16 protein-coding genes are annotated in these 20884 nt (G+C 73.4%); 12 read left to right on the top strand and 4 right to left on the bottom strand.

The window, feature by feature from the left end; genetic code table 11:
* Position 1 precedes the first annotated feature (1 nt).
* The 8 genes from nusA to RIU97_RS11620 all read left to right on the top strand — a co-directional run bounded on the left by nusA (position 2) and on the right by RIU97_RS11620 (position 11760).
* On the top strand, positions 2 to 1012 hold the full coding sequence (gene nusA, locus RIU97_RS11655) for a transcription termination factor NusA (protein WP_327737706.1): 1011 nt from the start codon (positions 2 to 4) through the stop codon (positions 1010 to 1012).
* Between the two features lie 168 nt (positions 1013 to 1180).
* Positions 1181 to 1468, top strand: a complete 288-nt coding sequence (locus tag RIU97_RS11650) for a YlxR family protein (protein ID WP_361766190.1) — start codon at positions 1181 to 1183, stop codon at positions 1466 to 1468.
* A gap of 148 nt (positions 1469 to 1616) precedes the next feature.
* A complete protein-coding gene (infB, locus tag RIU97_RS11645) occupies positions 1617 to 4754 on the top strand; it encodes a translation initiation factor IF-2 (protein WP_404955910.1) in 3138 nt (1045 codons plus the stop codon).
* A 185-nt stretch (positions 4755 to 4939) separates the two neighbouring features.
* Positions 4940 to 5233: a DUF503 domain-containing protein gene (locus tag RIU97_RS11640; RefSeq protein WP_030030358.1), complete on the top strand. Its 294-nt coding sequence runs from the start codon at positions 4940 to 4942 to the stop codon at positions 5231 to 5233.
* 28 nt (positions 5234 to 5261) lie between these two features.
* Positions 5262 to 5723, top strand: a complete 462-nt coding sequence (gene rbfA, locus RIU97_RS11635) for a 30S ribosome-binding factor RbfA (protein ID WP_404955907.1) — start codon at positions 5262 to 5264, stop codon at positions 5721 to 5723.
* Complete coding sequence (truB, locus tag RIU97_RS11630) at positions 5720 to 6628, top strand: tRNA pseudouridine(55) synthase TruB (RefSeq protein WP_404955905.1); 909 nt, start codon at positions 5720 to 5722, stop codon at positions 6626 to 6628. The genes rbfA and truB overlap by 4 nt, the downstream gene beginning before the upstream one ends.
* A 224-nt stretch (positions 6629 to 6852) precedes the next feature.
* The gene (locus RIU97_RS11625; RefSeq protein WP_404955903.1) at positions 6853 to 10674 is read left to right on the top strand and encodes a hypothetical protein; all 3822 of its coding nucleotides are present in this window, start codon (positions 6853 to 6855) and stop codon (positions 10672 to 10674) included.
* Between the two features lie 129 nt (positions 10675 to 10803).
* Positions 10804 to 11760 (top strand): bifunctional riboflavin kinase/FAD synthetase, encoded by a 957-nt coding sequence (locus RIU97_RS11620; protein ID WP_404955901.1) that lies wholly within the window; start codon positions 10804 to 10806, stop codon positions 11758 to 11760.
* A gap of 91 nt (positions 11761 to 11851) precedes the next feature.
* On the opposite strand, the gene RIU97_RS11615 is transcribed toward RIU97_RS11620, so the two are convergent.
* The 3 genes from RIU97_RS11615 to eccE form a co-directional block, all read right to left on the bottom strand.
* Positions 11852 to 14392, bottom strand: a complete 2541-nt coding sequence (locus RIU97_RS11615) for an SCO5717 family growth-regulating ATPase (RefSeq protein ID WP_404955898.1) — start codon at positions 14390 to 14392, stop codon at positions 11852 to 11854.
* Between the two features lie 108 nt (positions 14393 to 14500).
* Positions 14501 to 15199, bottom strand: coding sequence for a hypothetical protein (locus tag RIU97_RS11610; protein ID WP_351288767.1), 699 nt, complete (start codon positions 15197 to 15199; stop codon positions 14501 to 14503).
* On the bottom strand, positions 15196 to 16476 hold the full coding sequence (gene eccE / locus RIU97_RS11605) for a type VII secretion protein EccE (RefSeq protein WP_404955896.1): 1281 nt from the start codon (positions 16474 to 16476) through the stop codon (positions 15196 to 15198). Before eccE ends, RIU97_RS11610 begins: the two co-directional genes overlap by 4 nt.
* Before the next feature lie 285 nt (positions 16477 to 16761).
* On the opposite strand from eccE, the gene eccB reads away from it, so the two are divergent.
* The 4 genes from eccB to RIU97_RS11585 all read left to right on the top strand — a co-directional run bounded on the left by eccB (position 16762) and on the right by RIU97_RS11585 (position 20525).
* Positions 16762 to 18345: a type VII secretion protein EccB gene (gene eccB / locus RIU97_RS11600; protein ID WP_404955894.1), complete on the top strand. Its 1584-nt coding sequence runs from the start codon at positions 16762 to 16764 to the stop codon at positions 18343 to 18345.
* Positions 18346 to 18356: 11 nt separating this feature from the next.
* Positions 18357 to 19613 carry a type VII secretion-associated serine protease mycosin gene (gene mycP / locus RIU97_RS11595; protein ID WP_404955891.1) on the top strand — a complete coding sequence of 419 codons (1257 nt, stop codon included), beginning with the start codon at positions 18357 to 18359 and terminating at the stop codon, positions 19611 to 19613.
* A 216-nt stretch (positions 19614 to 19829) separates the two neighbouring features.
* Positions 19830 to 20171 (top strand): WXG100 family type VII secretion target, encoded by a 342-nt coding sequence (locus RIU97_RS11590; protein WP_404955889.1) that lies wholly within the window; start codon positions 19830 to 19832, stop codon positions 20169 to 20171.
* Between the two features lie 45 nt (positions 20172 to 20216).
* Positions 20217 to 20525, top strand: coding sequence for a WXG100 family type VII secretion target (locus RIU97_RS11585; protein ID WP_327416739.1), 309 nt, complete (start codon positions 20217 to 20219; stop codon positions 20523 to 20525).
* 82 nt (positions 20526 to 20607) lie between these two features.
* Here RIU97_RS11585 and RIU97_RS11580 read toward each other — a convergent pair whose 3' ends face one another.
* A complete protein-coding gene (locus RIU97_RS11580; RefSeq protein ID WP_030708695.1) occupies positions 20608 to 20853 on the bottom strand; it encodes a DUF397 domain-containing protein in 246 nt (81 codons plus the stop codon).
* Between the last annotated feature and the right edge of the window lie 31 nt (positions 20854 to 20884).

Genomic DNA, 20884 nt, shown 5'->3' with positions numbered 1-20884 from the left:
CGTGGACATCGACATGAGTGCCCTGCGGGGTCTGGTCCGGGAGAAGGAGATCTCCTTCGACCTGCTCGTCGAGGCGATCGAGTCGGCCCTCCTCATCGCGTACCACCGGACCGAGGGGAGCTTCCGCCGCGCTCGCGTCGTGCTGGACCGCACCAACGGTCACGTGGTCGTGTGGGCGACGGAAGACCCGAGGGATCTCGAAGAGGGCCAGGAGCCCAAGGAGTTCGACGACACCCCGTCGGACTTCGGCCGGATCGCCGCGACGACCGCCAAGCAGGTGATCCTGCAGCGTCTGCGCGACGCCGAGGACGACCTGACCTTCGGCGAGTTCGCCGGCCGTGAGGGCGACGTCATCACCGGCGTGGTCCAGCAGGGCAAGGACCCGAAGAACGTCCTCGTCGACATCGGCAAGCTGGAGGCCATCCTGCCGGTGCAGGAGCAGGTCCCCGGTGAGGAGTACACGCACGGCCTGCGCCTGAAGGCGTACGTCGTGCGGGTGGCGAAGGGTGTCCGCGGCCCGTCCGTGACCCTCTCCCGCACCCACCCCAACCTGGTGAAGAAGCTCTTCTCGCTGGAGGTCCCGGAGATCGCCGACGGCAGCGTCGAGATCTCGGCGATCGCACGTGAGGCCGGTCACCGCACCAAGATCGCCGTGCGGTCCACCCGCTCGGGCCTGAACCCTAAGGGCGCCTGCATCGGCCCGATGGGCAGCCGGGTGCGCAACGTGATGGCCGAGCTGCACGGCGAGAAGATCGACATCGTCGACTGGTCGGACGACCCGGCGGAGATGGTCGCGAACGCGCTGTCACCCGCCCGGGTGAGCAAGGTCGAGGTCGTCGACTGGGACTCCCGCTCCGCCCGGGTGACCGTGCCCGACTACCAGCTGTCGCTGGCCATCGGCAAGGAGGGCCAGAACGCCCGCCTCGCCGCGCGTCTCACCGGCTGGCGCATCGACATCCGTCCCGACACCGAGGCGTCCCCGGACGCGGACCGGGACCGGGACGGGGAATAAACCGGTACCGGCCGGGGCTACCCGGACGGTAGACAGGCTTACGGCTGCCGCCCAGGCGGTGCCGTACGGCCGCTGCGCAGGCAGCGGATCAAGACAACACGACAGCCGTTCGATTACTCGCCCGCCATTTGTCGGGGGAGAGGTCGGTGCGGGGAGGTAGACTTAGGCGTGTCTGGCCGGACGCAAGCCCGCGCATGCCCCGAACGCACCTGTGTGGGGTGTCGGGAGCGAGCGGCCAAGAGCGATCTGCTGCGCATCGTGGCGATCGAGGACGAATGCGTCCCCGATCCTCGCGGTACGCTGCCCGGCCGGGGTGCCTACGTGCACCCTGCCGTGGTCTGCCTCGACCAGGCGGTCCGCCGCCGAGCGTTTCCCCGGGCCCTTCGGTCCGCCGGAGCACTCGACACGGCGGAACTGCGCAAAGCCGTGGTCATTGAGGCCGGGGCCACACCGTAAGACGTAGAACGGCACGGATACCCCGTGCGGTCAGGTACCTCGCGAGTTGGAAGTAGGTCGAGATTGCGATGAGCACTCGATGAGTACGCGATGAGTACGCCCATGAAGTAGCAACGGTCCGGCGTAACCCGGACCTAAAAGGAGCGAAGTGGCTAAGGTCCGGGTATACGAACTCGCCAAGGAGTTCGGAGTTGAGAGCAAGGTCGTCATGGCCAAGCTCCAGGAACTCGGTGAGTTCGTCCGTTCGGCGTCCTCGACCATCGAGGCGCCGGTTGTACGCAAGTTGACCGACGCACTGCAGGGCCCCGGCGGCAACGCCGGCAAGTCCGCTGCGAAGCCGGGTGCGCCCCGCAAGGCCGCACCCGCCAAGCCCGGGGCCCCGACCCCGGGTGCCGTTGCACGTCCCGCTGCGCCGAAGCCCGGCGCACCGGCCCCCAAGCCGGTCGTCGCGGAGGCTCCGGCCGCCGCAGCGCCCGCACCGGTGACTCCGGCCGCCTCCGGCCCGCGTCCCGGCCCGAAGGCTCCGGCCGCCCCGAAGCCCGCTCCGGCGGCGCCCGTGGCGACCGAGTTCTCCGCGCCTCCGGCGGCTCCGGCCGCCCCGGCGCGCACCGAGCGTCCCGCCGCCGCGGCCCCGGGTCCCCGTCCGGCGCAGCAGCGTCCGGCTCAGGGTCAGGGCGGCCAGGCCGGCGCCCGTCCCGGCGCCCCGCGCCCGGCCGGTGCCACCCCCGGTGGCCAGGCCCAGCGGCCCGCCGGTGCACCCGGCTCCTCGGCCCCGCGTCCCCAGGGCGCCCGTCCGGCCGGTCCCCGTCCGGGCAACAACCCGTTCACCTCTGGTGGCTCCACCGGCATGGCGCGCCCGCAGGCGCCCCGTCCGGCCGGCGCTCCCCGTCCCGGTGCCCCCGGCGCCGGCGGCGGCCAGGGTGCTCCCCGCCCGCAGGGCGGCCCCGGCGGCGCTCCGCGTCCGCAGGGTCCCGGCGGCGCCCGTCCGACCCCGGGCGGCATGCCGCGCCCGCAGGCCGGCGCCCCGCGTCCGGGTGGTGCCCCCGGTGGTAACCGTCCGAACCCGGGCATGATGCCGCAGCGTCCCGCTGCCGGTGGTCCCGGTCCCCGTCCCGGTGGCGGCCCCGGTGGCCGTGGTCCCGGTGCGGGTGGCGCAGGCCGTCCCGGCGGTGCCGGTCGTCCCGCGGGCGGCGGCTTCGCCGGTCGTCCGGCCGGTCCGGGCTCGCGTCCCGGCGGCGGTGGCGGCTTCGGCGGCCCGCGTCCCGGTGGCGGCGGCTTCGGCGGCGGTCCGGCCGGTGCCGGTGGCGGCGGTCGTCCCGGCTTCGGTGGTCGTCCCGGTGGTCCCGGTGCCCGTGGTGGCACGCAGGGCGCCTTCGGCCGTCCCGGTGGTCCGGCCCGTCGTGGTCGCAAGTCCAAGCGCCAGAGGCGCCAGGAGTACGAGGCCATGCAGGCCCCGTCCGTCGGCGGCGTGATGCTGCCGCGCGGTGGCGGCGAGACCGTGCGCCTGTCGCGCGGTGCCTCCCTCACCGACTTCGCGGAGAAGATCAACGCCAACCCGGCGTCGCTCGTCGCCGTGATGATGAACCTCGGCGAGATGGTCACTGCCACGCAGTCCGTCTCCGACGAGACGCTCGAGATGCTGGCCGGCGAGATGAACTACGTCGTCCAGATCGTCAGCCCGGAGGAAGAGGACCGCGAGCTCCTCGAGGGCTTCGACATCGAGTTCGGCGAGGACGAGGGCGGCGAGGAATACCTCATGCCGCGTCCGCCGGTCGTGACCGTCATGGGTCACGTCGACCACGGTAAGACCCGACTGCTCGACGCCATCCGCAAGACGAACGTCGTTGCGGGCGAGGCCGGCGGCATCACGCAGCACATCGGTGCGTACCAGGTCTCCACCGAGGTCAACGACGAAGAGCGTCGCATCACCTTCATCGACACCCCGGGTCACGAGGCGTTCACCGCCATGCGTGCCCGTGGTGCGAAGTCGACCGACATCGCGATCCTCGTGGTCGCGGCCAACGACGGCGTCATGCCGCAGACGATCGAGGCGCTCAACCACGCCAAGGCCGCCGGCGTCCCGATCGTCGTCGCGGTCAACAAGATCGACGTCGAGGGTGCCGACCCGGTCAAGGTGCGCGGTCAGCTCACCGAGTTCGGTCTGGTCGCCGAGGAGTACGGCGGCGACACGATGTTCGTCGACATCTCCGCCAAGCAGGGTCTGCACATCGACTCCCTGCTCGAGGCCGTCGTCCTCACCGCCGACGCCTCGCTCGACCTCCGCGCCAACCCGGAGCAGGACGCTCAGGGTATTGCGATCGAGTCCCACCTCGACCGCGGCCGCGGTGCCGTCGCCACCGTCCTCGTCCAGCGCGGTACCCTCCGCGTCGGTGACACGATGGTCGTGGGCGACGCCTACGGCCGAGTGCGCGCCATGCTCGACGACAAGGGCAACAACGTCGAGGAAGCGGGTCCGTCGACCCCCGTCCTGGTCCTGGGTCTCACCAACGTCCCCGGCGCCGGCGACAACTTCCTCGTCGTCGACGAGGACCGTACGGCCCGTCAGATCGCCGAGAAGCGTGCTGCGCGTGAGCGCAACGCCAACTTCGCCAAGCGCGTCCGTCGCGTGTCCCTCGAGGACCTCGACTCCGTGCTCAAGGCCGGTCTGGTCCAGGAACTCAACCTCATCATCAAGGGCGACGCGTCCGGTGCGGTCGAGGCTCTCGAGTCCTCGCTGCTCCAGCTCGACGTCGGTGAAGAGGTCGACATCCGGGTCCTGCACCGCGGTGTGGGTGCGGTCACCGAGTCCGACATCTCGCTGGCGATGGGCTCCGACGCCATCGTCATCGGTTACAACGTCCGTGCGGCCGGCCGTGCCGCGCAGATGGCGGACCGCGAGGGCGTCGACGTTCGCTACTACTCGGTGATCTACCAGGCCATCGAGGAGATCGAGGCGGCCCTGAAGGGTCTCCTCAAGCCGGAGTACGAAGAGGTCGAGCTCGGTACGGCGGAGGTCCGCGAGATCTTCCGCTCGTCCAAGCTGGGCAACATCGCCGGTGTCCTCATCCGGTCCGGCGAGGTCAAGCGCAACACCAAGGCGCGGCTTCTGCGCGATGGCAAGGTCATCGCCGAGAGCCTCACCATCTCCGGTCTGCGCCGCTTCAAGGACGACGTCACCGAGATTCGCGAAGGCTTCGAGGGCGGTATCAACCTCGGCAGCTACAACGACATCAAGATCGACGACGTCATCGCGACGTACGAGATGCGCGAGAAGCCCCGCGCGTAAGCGCGAGGCGGTTCGCACCGTGTCGTAACTCGTAACACCGGGGCCGGTCGGCGGAATATCCGTCGATCGGCCCCGGCCGTTGCGTGTACGGTTCTGGTGACCCGGCCGCGCGAGCGCCGGGTGATCCTGCCGGGCGACGGCCCGGCAGGCCACCGAACCCGCACCGGCGGGATATCCGGAACTGCATGTACGTGGGGACTCTGTCCTTCGACCTGCTCCTCGGCGACGTCCACTCGCTGAAGGAGAAACGCTCCGTCGTCCGGCCCATCGTCGCCGAGCTCCAACGAAAGTTTTCCGTGAGCGCGGCTGAAGTGGGTGACCAGGACCTGCACCGCAGGGCCCGTATAGGGGTCGCTCTGGTGAGCGGGGACGCGGGGTTCCTCTCGGATGTACTGGACCGCTGCGAGCGGCTGGTCGCGGCACGTCCGGAAGTGGAGCTGCTGTCCGTACGACGGCGCTTCCACGGTGATGAAGACTGATAGCAAGACATAAGAAGGAGACGGACCAGTGGCCGACAATGCGCGGGCGAAGAAGCTGGCGGACCTCATCCGGGAGGTGGTGGCGGAGAAGCTGCAGCGTGGTGTCAAGGACCCCCGCCTCGGTACGCACGTGACCATCACGGACACCAGGGTCACCGGCGACCTGCGGGAGGCCACGGTCTTCTACACGGTCTACGGGGACGACGAGGACCGCGCCAGCGCGGCAGCGGGCTTGGAGAGCGCGAAGGGCGTCCTGCGCTCCGCGGTCGGCCGGGCGGCGGGCACCAAGTTCACGCCCACCCTGACCTTCGTCGCGGACGCCCTCCCGGAGAACGCCAAGACCATCGAGGACCTCCTCGAAAAGGCGCGGACCTCCGACGCCCAGGTGCGTGAGGTCTCCTCCGGCGCCCAGTACGCCGGCGATGCCGACCCGTACAAGAAGCCGGATGAGGACGCCGACGACTCCGACGAGGACGCAGCCGCGGAATGAGCACCAACGCAGGGAAGACTCCGGACGGCCTTGTCATCGTCGACAAGCCGTCCGGCTTCACTTCGCACGACGTGGTCGCCAAGATGCGCGGGATCGCCAAGACCCGCCGCGTCGGCCACGCCGGCACGCTCGACCCGATGGCGACGGGCGTGCTGGTCCTGGGCGTCGAGAAGGCCACCAAGCTCCTCGGCCACCTCGCGCTCACGGAGAAGGAGTACCTCGGCACGATCCGGCTGGGCCAGAACACCCTGACGGACGACGCCGAAGGCGAGATCACCTCCTCCACGGACGCCACCGGGGTCACCCGGGAGGCCGTGGACGAGGGCGTCGCCAAGCTGTCCGGCGAGATCATGCAGGTCCCGTCCAAGGTCAGCGCCATCAAGATCAAGGGCGTGCGCTCCTACAAGCGCGCGCGGGACGGCGAGGACTTCGAGATCCCGGCCCGGCCGGTGACCGTCTCGTCCTTCCAGGTGTACGACATGCGGGAGGCGGAGGCCGAGGACGGCACCAAGGTCGTCGACCTCGTCGTCTCCGTCGTCTGCTCCAGCGGTACGTACATCCGCGCCCTCGCCCGCGACCTCGGCGCCGACCTCGGCGTCGGCGGGCACCTGACCGCGCTGCGGCGCACCCGGGTGGGCCCGTACAAGCTCGACCGGGCGCGGACCCTGGACCAGCTCCAGGAGGAGCTGACCGTCATGCCCATCGGCGAGGCCGCCGCCGCTGCCTTCCCGCGCTGGGACCTGGACGCACGGCGGGCCTCGCTGCTCGCCAACGGCGTGCGGATCGACATGCCGGAGGAGTACGAGTCCGGCCGCACGGTCGCCGTCTTCGGGCCGCAGGGCCAGCTGCTCGGGCTCGTCGAGAGCAAGAACGGGAAGGCGAAGTCCCTCGCGGTCTTCGTCTGATCGTTGACGTGGAGCGGTGAGCGCACTTGGACTGCTGCTCACCGCTCCACGACCCCCCTCGGGTAGGTCTCTATCCACCCGGACGCCCGTATTCACCCGTCCGAGCAGGCGCTCGGAGTGAATGGAGGGAGCGTAAGGGGGCGCGTTCGCTTCGCGTGCTTTCCGTGCTGATCTTCACCTGCCTACCGTCGTGAACACGGGAGTTGCGGGGGAGTGGTGCGGCCATGGCGGAGCTCGTCAAGATCTGCGATCCCGCCGGGCGGGTGCGCGGCAGCGGATTCGTCGCCGACGACCGCGGCACGGTGGTCACCAGCCACGAGGCCGTCGACGGCCTGAGCCGAGTGCTCCTGCACGGTCCCGGGCGGACCTGGCTGGCCGAGGCGGCGGACGTGACCGCGCTGCCGGGGCTGGCCCTGGCGCTCGTACGGAGCGACGGACTCGGCATGAGGCCGCTGCCGGTCGCGATGCGCGAGGTGATCGATCCGGGGACCTACGTACGGCTGCCCGCGCGCGGCTGGCGCCAGGCGCGGGTACTGGGGGGCGCGCAGGTCACGTACCCGGCGGTGGAGCTGGCGATCGGCACGGACGGCCGGGACGCCCTGCTGCTGGGCGGGGAGGCCTGCGGGGGCCCGGTGCGCGACGCCCGAACCGGAGCGGTGCTCGCGGTCCTGGGCACCGCTCTGCAGGCGGAACACCGCTCGGCGCCCTTCGCGGTGGCCCTGCGCACCGCCGCCGCGGCCGACCCGGGCGGCCCCCTGGCCGCCCTGCTGGAACGCAACGCCGCCACCGTGCCGGGCCACGGCCCCGACCTGAACCTCGCCGGGGCACTGGAACTCACCGCGACCACCCTGGGAACGGCCTTCCCCGCCGACGCCTCCGAGCCGGTGGAACGGCCGGGAACCACCGCCGAACTGGCGGCCTTCACGGAGGGCGACCGCCCGGTCCTGGGCCTGGTCGGAGAACCCGGCACGGGCCGCACCACCACCCTCGCGGCCCTGGCCGTACGCCGTGCCCACGGACCCCGCCCCGCCCCGACCCTCTGGCTCCGCGGCGCAGACCTGCACGCCGACGACACCTCCCTCTCCGACGCGGTGACCCGCGCACTGACGAGGGCCGCCCGGAACACAGCGGCCACGGAGGCGTCGACGCCCGACACCGCCCCGCGCACCGCGGACTCCGCCGGGGACGGGTGTGTGCCGGGGCGCTCCCCGCAGGGCGCCAGTGGCCTCGCCGGCCGGGACACTGCGGCCACGGAGGCGGCGACGCCCGACTCCGCCCCGCGCACCGCGGACTCCGCCGGGGACGGGTGTGTGCCGGGGCGCTCCCCGCAGGGCGTCGAACGCAAGGTGCCCCGGCCCTCCGACCCCCCGCCACGTTCGGCGCCCGAGGAGACGCCCCGGCGCGCGCCCGGCCCCACCCCTCCGACCCCGCCGGGGACGCCCCTCGACCAAGCCGCCCCGGGCAAGCGGCGCAGCCAACCCGCGCCCGGCCCCACCCCTCCGACCCCGCCGGGGACGCCCCTCGACCAAGCCGCCCCGGGCAAGCGGCGCAGCCAACCCGCGCCCGGCCCCACCCCTCCGACCCCGCCGGGGACGCCCCCCGACGAAGCCGCCCCGGGCAAGCGGCTCTCCTCCCCCGCCAGGGAAACCGCGGCCCCGGCGGGAGCCCCCGGCATCGCGGAGCACCTCGCGCACGTCGTCGCCCGCGCCGGCCGCCCCCTGCTCGTGGTGCTCGACGCCCCCGAGGAGATGCCGCCGGAGCTCGCCCACCGGTTGGGTGTCTGGACGGAAGCCACCGCCGGGTGGCTCCGCGGGACCGGGGCCCGGCTGGTCGTCGCCGCCCGGCCCGAGTACTGGGAGCGGGCCGGCGCCCTCTACCCGCCCGAGGCACTGCACACCCCGGCCCGTCCCGCCCGGCGGCTGCCGCCCGCGCTCCCGCTCGGCGACCTCACCGCCGCCGAGGCCGAGACCGTCCGGGCCCGTCTCGGCATCCCCGCCGACGCCGTCCGCGCGGCCGACGCCCGCCATCCGCTCACCCTGAGCCTGCTGGCCGGGATCCGCGCCGCCGGGGTCACCGCCGGCCGCCCAGGCCGTGACGAGGTCTTCGCCGCCCACCTGGACCTGTTGTGCCTGCGCACCGCCGTCCGCACCGCCGCGGCCTGCGCCGACGCCGGCGGAGCCAGGGTGCACGGCCCCGGGGTCCGGCGGCTCGCGGCGCGCGTGGCCGGCAGCGTGCACGAGGCCGCGCGCCGCTGCCTGGGGCCCGGACAGGGACAGCTGGACCGGGCCTCCTTCGAGGAGCTGTTCCCGTGGCGCACCGGCTGGGCCTCCGCCGTGCTCACCGAGGGTCTGCTGGTGCCCGCCGGGACCGGCTACCGCTTCGCCCACGAGGAGCTGTCCGACTGGATCCAGGCCGTCCACCTCGACGTCCCGACGGCCCTCGCCTTCCTCGTCCACGGCCCCGCCGGGCCGGGTCTGCCCGTGCCCCGGCACCGGATTGGCCCCGTCCTGGAGGCCCTGCGCAGGCTGCCCCCGGAGCACCTGCAGGGCGAGCTCACCGCCCTGGTCCACCGCCTCAACCATTTCGCCGAGGCGCCGGCGCAGGCCGACCCGGACCGCGCCTGGTGGGCCGCCCGGCTGCTGCGCGAGAGCCTGCTCCGGGCCCCCGACGCGCACCCCCACCTGCCCGTCCTGCACGCCCTCGCCGAGCACGTGACCCGCGCCGGCCCGGGGGAGTTCGGCGGCTGGTTCTGGAACCGGCTCCGGCTGCCCGAGCCCGACCGCCTCGACCTGCTGCGCCGCCTGCTGCCCGCCGACCCCGCCGAGGCGGTCCCCGGCGACCGCTACCTCGACGCCGCGGCCCGCCGCCTGGCCCGGGACCCGCAGCGCGCGCAGCCGCTGCTCTGCGCCTGGTTCGCCGACGGCCGCCGGCTGCGCGGCCGGCCCGGGGCCACCGTCGCCACCGCGGCGCAGGCCCTGCTGCACACCCACCGCCGACTCGCCGTGGACGACCTCACCGAGGCGCTCGTCACCACCGCGCACCCCCGCGCCGACGAGCTGCTGGCCGTACTCGCCGAGGAGGAGCCGTCCGCGATGTGCCGGGCCGTGGACCGCTGGGCGCACGACGAACGGCCCGGGCGGCGGGTCGCGGCCGCCGCCTACGGGCTCGCCACCGCCCCGCACGCGCGCACCCCCGCCGACCGCGAGCTGCTGCGCTGCGCCGCCCGGGCGCTGCTCGCCCGCCCCGCGGACGCGACCCTGCACGGCAGCGCTCTGGCCGTGCTGCTCCGCGACCCGCAGGTGCGCGGCCGCTACCTGCCCGAGGCCCTCGCCTGCTTCCGCGACCCCGAGCTCGGCTCCCGCCTGCCCGCGGCGGCCCTGGTCGCGGCCCTGCCCGTACTGCCCCACCCGGACGCCGTGTTCGCCGCCCTGCGGGCCCGGGCCGACGGGGAGGTGGTGCGCGCCCTGGCCGCGCTGACCACCCCGGGGCTGGCCCGCCGCGCGGGTGACCTCGTACGGGAACACCTCGCGCACCGGCCCGCGGACGCACCGCACGCCGCCGTCTTCGTGGAACGGCGGCTCGAACAGGGCCCGGCCGCCGCCCCCGTGCTGCGCCCGCTGGTCCTGGACCTGCTGCGCAACGCCCCGGCGGGGGTCAGGGCGGAGCTCGCCGCCGTACTGGCCGCGCCGGGCGGGGAGTGCTCGTACCCGCTGCGCGGCGAGCTGGCCGGCGTCCTGCTGCGCGAGGAGGCCGATCCGCAGGTCCTCGGCGCGTTCCTCGGGGGCCTCGCGGCCGGGACCTCCCGGCGCCCGGAGGCCCGTACGCGGGAACTGCTGCGGCGCACCGGGAGGCAGCTGCTGCGGGCCCCCGGCGGGCCGGAGGTCTTCGAGCGGCGGACGGTGGAGCTGGCCCGGGCCGAACCGGCCTTCGGGGCGCTCGTCGCCCGCTGGCTGGCGGAGGCGGCCGCGGAGGCCGCGGCCCTGCTGGGGCCGAGCGCGCGGCGGACGGTGGAGACCCTCGGCAGGACGGCGCCGGACGTGACGTGAGGCGATATCCCGCGGCAGCGGTCCGACCCAGACGCCGATGCGGGGCAGCGGCCACCGGCATGGCAGTCTTAGACCTGCAATCGGCAATCAGTTCAAGGACCAAGCGGGTTCGGGCGAGGAGCGGTCACAGTGCAGCGCTGGCGTGGCTTGGAGGACATCCCCCAGGACTGGGGACGCAGCGTCGTCACCATCGGCTCCTACGACGGCGTGCACCGGGGACATCAGCTGATCATCGGGCGGGCCGTGGCCACGGCGCGCGCGCTCGGCGTCCCGTCCGTCGTGGTCACCTTCGACCCGCACCCGAGCGAGGTCGTCCGCCCCGGCAGCCACCCGCCGATCCTGGCCCCCTACGACCGGCGTGCCGAGCTGATGGCCGGGCTGGGCGTGGACGCGCTCCTGATCCTGCCGTTCACGGCGGAGTTCTCGCAGCTGTCCCCGGCCGACTTCATCGTGAAGGTGCTCGTCGACAAGCTGCACGCGCGGGCCGTCATCGAGGGCCCGAACTTCCGCTTCGGCCACCGGGCCGCCGGGAACGTCGACTTCCTGCGCGAGCTGGGCTCCACCTACGACTACGAGGTCGAGGTGGTGGACCTGGTCGAGCGGGGCGAGGCGGGCGGCGGAGTGCCGTTCTCCTCGACGCTGGCGCGCCGGCTCGTCGCCGAGGGCGACATGGACGGCGCGGCCGAGATCCTGGGACGCCCGCACCGGGTCGAGGGCGTGGTGGTGCGCGGTGCGCAGCGCGGGCGCGAGCTCGGCTACCCGACGGCGAACGTCGAGACGGCGCCGCACACCGCGATCCCGGCGGACGGGGTCTACGCGGGCTGGCTGACGGCGGACGGCGAGCGGATGCCGGCGGCGATCTCGGTGGGGACGAACGTGCAGTTCGACGCCACCGAGCGGACCGTGGAGGCGTACGCGATCGACCGGGTCGGGCTGGACCTGTACGGGAAGCACGTGGCCGTCGACTTCCTCGCGTACGTGCGGGGGATGGCGAGGTTCGAGTCGCTGGACGGGCTGCTGGAGGCGATCGCGGACGATGTGAAGCGGGCGCGGGTGCTCACGGACACGTACGACCTGCAGCGCTGACGGACGAACGGGCGAGGGCCCGTACCGCGCCGGAACCGGATCCTCCTCGATCCGGTTCCGGGGGCGGTACGGGCCCTTCCTGTTGTGCGGGTCAGCCGAGGCGCGGGTCGCGCGGGGGCTGCTGGGGCTGCGGCGGCTGCTGCTGCGGGGCCGGGGGCTGCTGCCAGGGCTGGCCGGGCTGCGGGTAGGGCTGGCCGTAGGGCTGCGGCTGCTGCTGCGGCGGCTGCTGGTACGGGGGCTGGCCCTGGGGCTGGCCGTACGGCTGCGGCTGCTGGTGGGGCTGCGGCTGCTGGGGATGGGGCTGGTGGGGCTGCTGCGGAGTTCCCCAGTGACCCTGTGGGGCCTGCTGCTGGGCCCGCAGGAAGTCCTCGGCCACCAGCGCGGAGAGGTTGAAGTACGCCTCGCGCGTCTTGGGCCGCATCATGTCGAGATCGACCTCGGCGCCGGCCGCGAGGTGTTCGTCGAACGGCACCACGACGACACCGCGGCAGCGGGTCTCGAAGTGCTGCACGATGTCCTCGATCTTGATCATCTTGCTCGTCTCGCGGACCCCCGAGATGACGGTGAGGGAGCGGGAGACGAGGTCGGCGTACCCGTGCGCGGAGAGCCAGTCGAGGGTGGTGCTCGCGCTGCTGGCACCGTCCACGGACGGGGTCGAGATGATGATCAGCTGATCGGCCAGGTCCAGGACTCCGCGCATGGCGGAGTAGAGGAGGCCGGTGCCCGAGTCGGTGAGGATGATCGGATACTGGCGGCCCAGCGTCTCTATGACGCGGCGGTAGTCCTCGTCGTTGAAGGTCGTGGAGACGGCCGGGTCCACGTCGTTGGCGATGATCTCCAGACCGGAGGGCGCCTGCGAGGTGAACCGGCGGATGTCCATGTACGAGTTCAGGTACGGGATCGCCTGGACCAGGTCGCGGATGGTGGCCCCGGTCTCGCGACGCACGCGGCGGCCGAGGGTGCCGGCGTCGGGGTTCGCGTCGATGGCCAGGATCTTGTCCTGGCGCTCGGTGGCGAGGGTGGCGCCGAGCGCGGTGGTGGTCGTGGTCTTGCCGACGCCGCCCTTGAGGCTGATGACGGCGATGCGGTAGCAGGACATGACCGGGGTGCGGATCAGCTCCAGCTTGCGCTGGCGCTCCGCTTCGGCCGCCTTGCCGCCGAAGCGGAAGCGGCCGCCGGCGCCGTTGTTGTTGTTCTTGGGCTTCTGCTTGTTGCGCAGCAGGCGGTCGGAGGACAGCTCGACCGCGGCGGTGTAGCCGAGCGGCGCCCCGCCGCCGGTCGGGCCGGCGGAGTAGCGCGGGTCGTGGGGCCGGGGCTGCGGCGGCTGTTGCTGCTGCCCCGGTCCCACGGGCCACTGCCCGGCGGACCGGGGGTCGTACGGCTGCGGCTGGGGCTGCTGCTGCTGCTGCGGGGCGGGTGCCGGTGCCGGCGGCGGGAACGGATAGGCGTCCTGCGTCGCGAACGCGGGCGGCAGCGGAGGCAGTTCACCGCCGGGCGCCCCGAACGGGGACTCCCCGCCGGCCTGCGCCTGCGCCGGTGCCTGCTCGGCGGGAGGCAGCACGGGCACCCCGTCGGCGGGGGTGTCCTGCGGACCGGCCCAGCCGCCGGAGGAACTCTGCACTGCGGGGGCCGCGTCGGTGACCGGCTCGTCGGCGACCGGCGCCGAGAACGGCGCCGGGAGCTCGGCCGGGGCCGGCTCCAGGGCGGGAGCCGAGAACGGCGCCGGGGCGTCGAGCGCGGGCCGAGCGTCCTCGACCGGGGCCGGGTAGGCCGGGAGGGCGTCCGCCGGAGCAGGAGCCTCGACCGGGGCCGGGCCCGGGGTGGGAGCCGCGTACGACGGAGCCGGTTCGTCGGGAGCGCCGAACGGCGCGACGGGGGCCGGGGCGTCGGCAGCGGGCAGCCCGTTCTCGACCGGTGCCGGTGCCGGTGCCGGTGCCGAGTACGAGGGCACGGAGGGCGGATACGCCGGAGCGGCGTCGGCCGGAGCCGGAACGGGCCCCTCGAGCGCTGCCGGGGCCGGGTGGGCCGGGCGGGCGTCCGCCGGAGCAGGAGCCTCGACAGGGGCCGGGTCCAAGGCCGGAGCCGTGTACGGCGGAACGGGAGCAGGCGCCTCGATCGGTGCCGGAGCCGGAGCCGGATACGGGGGGAGGGCGTCGGCCCGCACCGGCGCCAGGGCCTCGATCGGGGCCGGGGCGGGCGCCGGGTACGCGGGGGCGGCCTCGGCCGGAGCCGGAACAGGCGTCTCGGCCGGGGTCGGCGTCGCCGGGTACGCGGGGGCGGCGTCGGCCGGAGCCGGAACAGGCGTCTCGGCCGGGGCCGGGAGCGGCGACTCGGCCGGTGTGGGTGCCGGGAACGGGACGGGCAGGCCCGCCCCGTCGGACGGGGTCCGCTGGGCCGGCGGCGCGATCCGCATCGTCGAGGGCGACTCCACGTCCGACGGGCGGTGCGGTTCGAAGCCGCTGCCCTCGGGAAGCCCCGGCACCTGCGCGGCCGGGGCCGCACCCTGCGTGTACCAGGCCGGCGGGGTGTAGTCGATGGTGAACTCGCCCGTCAGCTCGGGCTCCGCGTCGGACTGATCGTCCGTCGGGACGTCCCACGCCCCGCCGCGCCTCTCGTTCCGATCGCCGCTCACTGGTCCTCCTGGTCTGTTGAACACCGGTCCGGCGCCCACCTCGCCGCGCCCGGACCCACCCTAATCGCGCCCCGACACCACTGTCCGCCCCCCTCAGGGGGCCTGCGGTCAGTCGATGCGCCGGGCTCCGCCGAGCAGGCCCGTCTCCGCTTCCGTCCCCTGGGTCATCACGAACTGCCGGTCCCGTGGCGTGCACCACAGCGTCACTCCGTCGCCCAGCGTCGGCAGGGAAGCCACCGCCTGCCGAGGCAGCTGCATCAGGCGGCCGATCTGCTCCGCCTCGTCCGGGGACACCCGCTGCACGCCCACCAGCGACGACTGCTGCAGCAACCGCGGCGCCGTCGGACTCAGGTACGGCAGCAGGGTCAGCACCGACTGCCACGGCCCGGCCACCACGCGCCCGCGCGGCGGCCGCATCCCGCAGTCGCGGACCACCAGCACCGGGCTGCCCGCCGAGGCGCCCTGCGGCGGGACCCGGCCCACCTCGTGCAGGGTCACGCACTGCTGCCCGCCGCCCGCCGCCTGGGCCAGACCGGACCACACCTGGCCGCGCCCGGTCTCCACGGCCACCCGCGCACCCGTGGCCGCCGCGCGCAGCGCCAGCACCTGCGCCGTCCACAGGCCGCCGATCAGCGTCACCTCGTACGGAGTCGGCCGGTTGATGCCGAGCACCGCGGGCCGCCCCTCGGCGTCCACGCCGATGACGACCCCGTCGTCCCCGACGGGCAGCGCCAGTGCGTCCAGGTCCGCCGAGGGCACCACGTGCCGTTCCCGTCGCGGGCCGACCAGCCCGAAACCGCCCCTCATCGCGCCCCTCCCAGCGGCAGCGAGGCCAGCAGCCCCGGCACCTGTTCACGGTCGAGCCGGACCAGCCCGGCCTTCACGCCCCGCGCCGTCCGCTCCAACTCCCGGCGGGCCGCGACGAGTTCCTCGTCACTGCGGCCCGTCACCCGTACGTGTCCGGTCAGGGTCACGCCCTGTCGCTCCGCCGGGGCCATCGTCAGGCTGAAGTTCGTGGCGAGCGCGGGCAGCGAGGTCAGCAGCGCCACGAACTGCGGCAGTGCCGCCGCTCCCGAGCCGCCCAGCTGCGGCCAGCGGCCTATCCAGTACGTCGTGTGCCGCCGGTCGTCGCAGCGCCAGGTCCGCGGGGTCTCCTCCGTGCGCCGCCCGGTGCTGGCCGACCGCCCGGCCTGGGTGATCGCCATCGGGTTCGCGCACGAGGACGTGGCCAGCGCCGCCGTCAGCTCCTGCTCGGTCAGCACGGTGGCCGTGAACCCGGCCCCTGCCAGCCGGCTCGCCAACTGGTCGGCCGCGCGCACCACGCACCGCTGCGCCCCCGCCAGCCCGCCGCCGCGCGCGGTGACGGCCTCGGGGCACAGCTCCGGGTCGAGCTTGAGGGCGATCCAGGTCAGGCGCACCGCGGGAGTTCCGGTCCGGGCCTGCAGCGGCGCGTAGTTGCGCGTGGCCATCGACTGGGCCGGCAGGTGCGGGGCCGGCGCCGGCTGGGTGTGCTGCACCAGCTGCGCGGACTCCAGCCGGATGCCGTCCACTTCGAGGATGTCCCGTACGAGGCCGAGCGGCAGCGGGCGCGCCGCCCGGTCGGGCCGCAGCGCGGTGGCGTCCGTGTCCACCTGGACGACCGCGGTCAGGAAGGTTCCGTCGCCGATCATCCCGACCGGACGCCGCTCGCGGTCGCTGAACGTGAGCGTGCGCAGCGCCGGATCGGCCTCGACCAGCGGGGCCAGCCCGGGCTCGGTGCCCGTCGGCACGGCGAAGGAGGCGGCACGGCCGCGCCGCGAACGCAGCGCGAGCGCGCCGCCGATCCACTCCGGCAGGGAGCGCTGGTGCCGGCGTACGAGCGCGAGCACCACCAGCACGAGCGCCAGTACGCCCACGGGAACCAGCAGCATCGGTTCGACCACCCAGGCCACCAGCAGCGCGGCCGCCGCGACCTGGAGCAGTACGAGCTGTTGCAGTCGGAACGGACCGAAGCGGCCGGGGCTCGACTTCGGCTGCGGCGTCACCCCGCCGCGGGCGGGTGCGGGCGCGGGTGCGCCGGTCTGCGGCTCCGTCGCGGTTGCCATCACTCGCGCACTTCCCCTCTCTCCCCCGGCCACGCTGGGTGGTGCCCCCAGGGCCAGAACCCATGAGTCCGGGCGCTGTGCGTCACTTGCCGCACGACCCCGGAATCTCCCCAATCCACCTCAACAAGCCCTGATTACCCCGGTGCGGGAGGCGCTGAGCGGCTGCCTCACCCTACCCGGCCCGTGCATACCGTCCGTCAAGAGGCATAGTAGGTGCCCGGTCCGACAATCGAGGCCCGGGGACCGTACTCACCGGCCGGGCCGTGCGGGGAGAAACAGGCGGTCATGGCATCACGACGTGATGAGCTCAACGCGTACACCTTTGCGAAGCGGCGCACGGTGGCCGCGTTCCTCCAGCCATCTGCCACGGGCACCGAGGAGGGCGCGCCGCGCCCGCTGCGCGCGGTCCTGCCGGGTCTGATCGTCGGCGCGCTCGTGCTCGCCGGCTTCGGCGCCTGGGGCATGTTCAAGCCCACCGCCCCCAAGGGCTGGGCGGAGCCCGGGACCAGGGTCATCGTCGGCAAGGACTCGACGACCCGGTACGTGGTCCTGACCACGAAGGTCAACGGCAAGGACCAGACCCGGCTGCACCCGGTGCTGAACCTCGCCTCCGCCCGACTCCTGCTGGATCCGCAGAAGTTCAAGGTGATCCAGGTCGAGGACAAGGTCCTCGACGCGGGCAAGCCGCCGCGCGGTCCCATCATCGGCATCCAGTACGCCCCCGACCGGCTCCCCTCCAAGGAGGACGCCGGCAAGGCCAAGCGCTGGGCCGTCTGCCAGCAGCCGGGCGGCAACGGCCGCGGCGTGCAGACCGCCACCTTCGTCCTCGCCGACCGCGAGGCGGCCAAGACGGACGACGCCCGCAGGCTCACCGAGACCCAGTCGCTGTACGTGCAGAGCACCGGTCCGGGCAAGGAGCGCTACCTGGTCGACTGGACGGGGACGAAGTACAAGTTCCCGGAGGGCACGCCCGCCGCCGGGACCATGACCAACGCCCTGGTCGGCACCGGCGCCACCCCGCAGCAGGTCACCCCGGAATGGCTGGGGACCCTCAACTCCGGCGACGACCTGGCCTTCCCGCCGATCCCCGGCAAGGCCGGCGCCAACGCCGACGTGAAGGGCCTGACCACCGCCGACAACAAGGTCGGCATGGTGCTCAAGGCCCAGACCGGCTCCGGCGCCCAGCACTACGTGGTGCTGCCGGGGAAGGTCGCACCGGTCTCCGACTTCGTGGCCTGGCTGCTGATCTCGGCGCCCGCGACCGACGGCCTCAACATGCACGGCAAGCCCCGGGAGGTCGACCTCCAGTCGCTCAACCCGGACGCCGCCCCCTTCGCCGGCGACGTCAAGTGGCCGCAGGAGAAGTCCGACCGGATCAACCAGACGGCACCGGCCGCCGGCACCCAGACCGGCGGCGGCTCCAACAACCGGGACACCGTCTGCAACGTCCTGCGCTCGGTCGACGGCCAGGGCAACCAGACCCTGAGCACCTGGGCGGGCACCGGCTTCCCCATCGACATCACCGCCAGCGGCACCAGCGCGTACGTCACCCCGGGCTCGGGGCTGCTCTACACGCAGGTCCAGGGCAAGCAGACCACGGCCGGCGGCTCCCTCTTCCTGGTCACCGACACCGGCCTGCGGTACGCCGTCCAGGCCAACGGCGACAGCGACGCCGAGAAGTCGAAGATCGGCGCGCCCGACCCGCAGGCGAAGGGGGGCACCGACGGCCGCCCCGAGGCCAGCCAGGCGCAGGTCAGGCTCGGCTACGGAGGCATCACCCCGGCCATGGTGCCCATCGCCTGGTCGGAGTTCCTCTCCAAGGGCCCGCGCCTGGACACCAACTCCGCCCGTCAGCCCCAGGGTTCGTGAGGAAGCCGCCGATGCCCCAGTCCCAGACGCCCCGGACCGCGCTCCTCGCCGCCGCGTTCGCCCTCACCCTGGTCTCCGGCGGCGCGGGCGCGGCCGCCGCGGCCGAAGCTCCCGCGCCGCACGCCCCGTACGCCCTGCGCCCCGACGGCGCGGGGGAGTGCACCTTTCCCATGAAGAAGCAGATCGAGGACCGCCCCTGGGCCCTGCAGCGGCTGCTGCTCGACGAGCTCTGGGCGCAGACCAAGGGCAAGGACAAGAACGGCGCCAGCGTCCGCGTCGCCGTCATCGACACCGGCGTGGACCGGGTGAACCCGCAGCTCAGCGGCGCCCTCGACACGGGCGCCGGCAAGGACTTCGTCGACCCCAAGGGCGGCGACGGCACGAGCGACACCGTCGGCCACGGAACGAAGGTCGCCGGGCTGATCGCGGCCCGCCCCCAGGAGGGCACCGGTTTCGTCGGCCTGGCCCCGGACGCCACGATCATCCCGATCCGGCAGAACGACGGGCAGGGCAAGGGCAACGCCCTGTCCCTGAGCCAGGCGATCGACCACGCGGTGTCCAAGGGCGCCCAAGTGATCAACATCTCCCAGGACACCGACGCGCAGCTGTCCGCGGACTCCGAGCTCGGCAAGTCGGTCCAGAAGGCCGTCGCCGCCAACGTCGTCGTCGTGGCCTCGGCCGGCAACGACGGCATGAGCGGGGAGAAGCGCAAGACCTACCCGGCGGCCTTCCCCGGAGTGCTCGCCGTCGGCGCCTCGGACCGCAACAACGAGCGCGCCCCGTTCTCCCAGCCCGGCGACTTCATCGGGGTGGCGGCGCCCGGCGTCGACATGGTGTCCACCGTCCCGGGCTTCGGCCAGTGCATCGACAACGGCACCAGCTTCTCCGCCCCGTACGTCGCCGGGGTCGCCGCCCTGCTGCGCGCCGAGCACGGGGACTGGTCGGCCGAGCAGATCGTCTGGCAGATCCAGAACACCGCCGAGCGTTCGGTCAACGGCCACGACGACTACGTCGGTTGGGGCATCGTCGACCCGGTGCGCGCGCTCAGCCAGGACCAGGAGGTCCCCAAGGCTCCGGTCCCGGACCCCGGCCCGCCCCCGGCGGCGGCCCCCGAGGCGGCGGCGCTCCAGCTCACCGAGACGGCCCAGGAGCGTGAGGAGCGGTTCGGGACGTACGCTCTCGGCATCGGCGCCGTCCTGATCGCCGTCATCGCGGGTACCGCGACGGTGATCCGGGATGCACGCGGCCGCCGACGCCGTTTGCAGTGAACGGTCACAGTTCATCAACGGAAGCGCCCTACCGGTGTTGGGACTGGGCGCTGAACTGGCTAGAGTGACACCAGGCTTCACGAGTGTGATCGGGGGATCGCGTGGAGCGGAGGGGGATGCCCGAGGGCGCGTGGCTCAAAGCCGCGCCGGGGCGGTGTCCGCTCCGCCACGCAATCCGCCGGTTCCGCCGGCGAATTGAGAAGTGAGGAGCTTCGTATGAGCACGAACACTTTCGGACTTGCAGACACTCCGGTTGTCAAGGCGAAGACCAAGATCGAAGAGACGGCCACTGCCGTCTCCAGGCAGGCCCGCGAGATGGCCGACATCCTCGAAACTGTGAGTGCCGGCTGGACCGGTGTCGGTGCCGACGGGTTCAAGCGAGCCCAGGTGTTGCTGAACGCTGACCACGACGAGATCCGTCGTCTCCTCCGCGTCCTGCACAACGCGGTGTCCCAGACCAAGAACCTGACCAACGCCCAGGACGACGAGGTGCAAGCGGCGTTCAGGCAGGGGATCCAGGCTCACGGTACAAGCAGCTCCGGCCTCAACAACCTCTGACCCACGTCGTTTTCAGGTAACCCGCTCAGCGAGAAGGAGAAGCACATGGCTGCCGACGACGGCCACACTAAGGTCCGGTATGACAGCGTCCAGCAGATGGCCAACCGCCTCCGCCAGGTCTCGAAGCACATCATCGAGGACCTGGACGCGATGGAGCGGGCAGTGGCGGTCGTCACGGACACCTGGGACGGCGAGGCGCACGGCCAGTACGTCGATCTCCAGAAGAAGTACCGTGACAAGGCCGACCACATGAAGAACATGCTGGAGAAGGTCGCCCAGCTCATCGAGCGCGGCAAGGACGACTACCGCGCCACCGACAAGCGGGCGTCGAGCCTGTTCACCGAGGCCTTCTGAGCCCGGTCGCCGACAGGTCCGCACACGCCGAAGGGGCGCGCCCACACCGGGCGCGCCCCTTCGGCGTTGTCCTGCGGTCCTGTCAGGGACGGTGCCGGTCGAGGTCGAACTCGCCGTCCCTGGCCCCGAGTACGAACGCCTCCCACTCGGCGGCGGTGTAGCGCAGCACCGTGTCACGGTCCAGCGAGGACCGCATGGCGACCGCGCCCTCGGGAAGCCGGGCGATCTCGACCCGCTCCTCGTCCGGGCTGGTGCCGGGCGGCCCTTCCCACTCCACACCGCTGATGTCCAGCGCGTACAGCTCGTCCTTCTCCTGCTGGGTGCCCATAGGAGGCCTTTCCCTCGGTGGCGCGGTCTTC

This window comes from Streptomyces sp. 147326, from assembly GCF_045000215.1.
Classification (GTDB): Bacteria; Actinomycetota; Actinomycetes; order Streptomycetales; family Streptomycetaceae; genus Streptomyces.
This window is presented reverse-complemented; position numbering and strand designations above follow the sequence as displayed.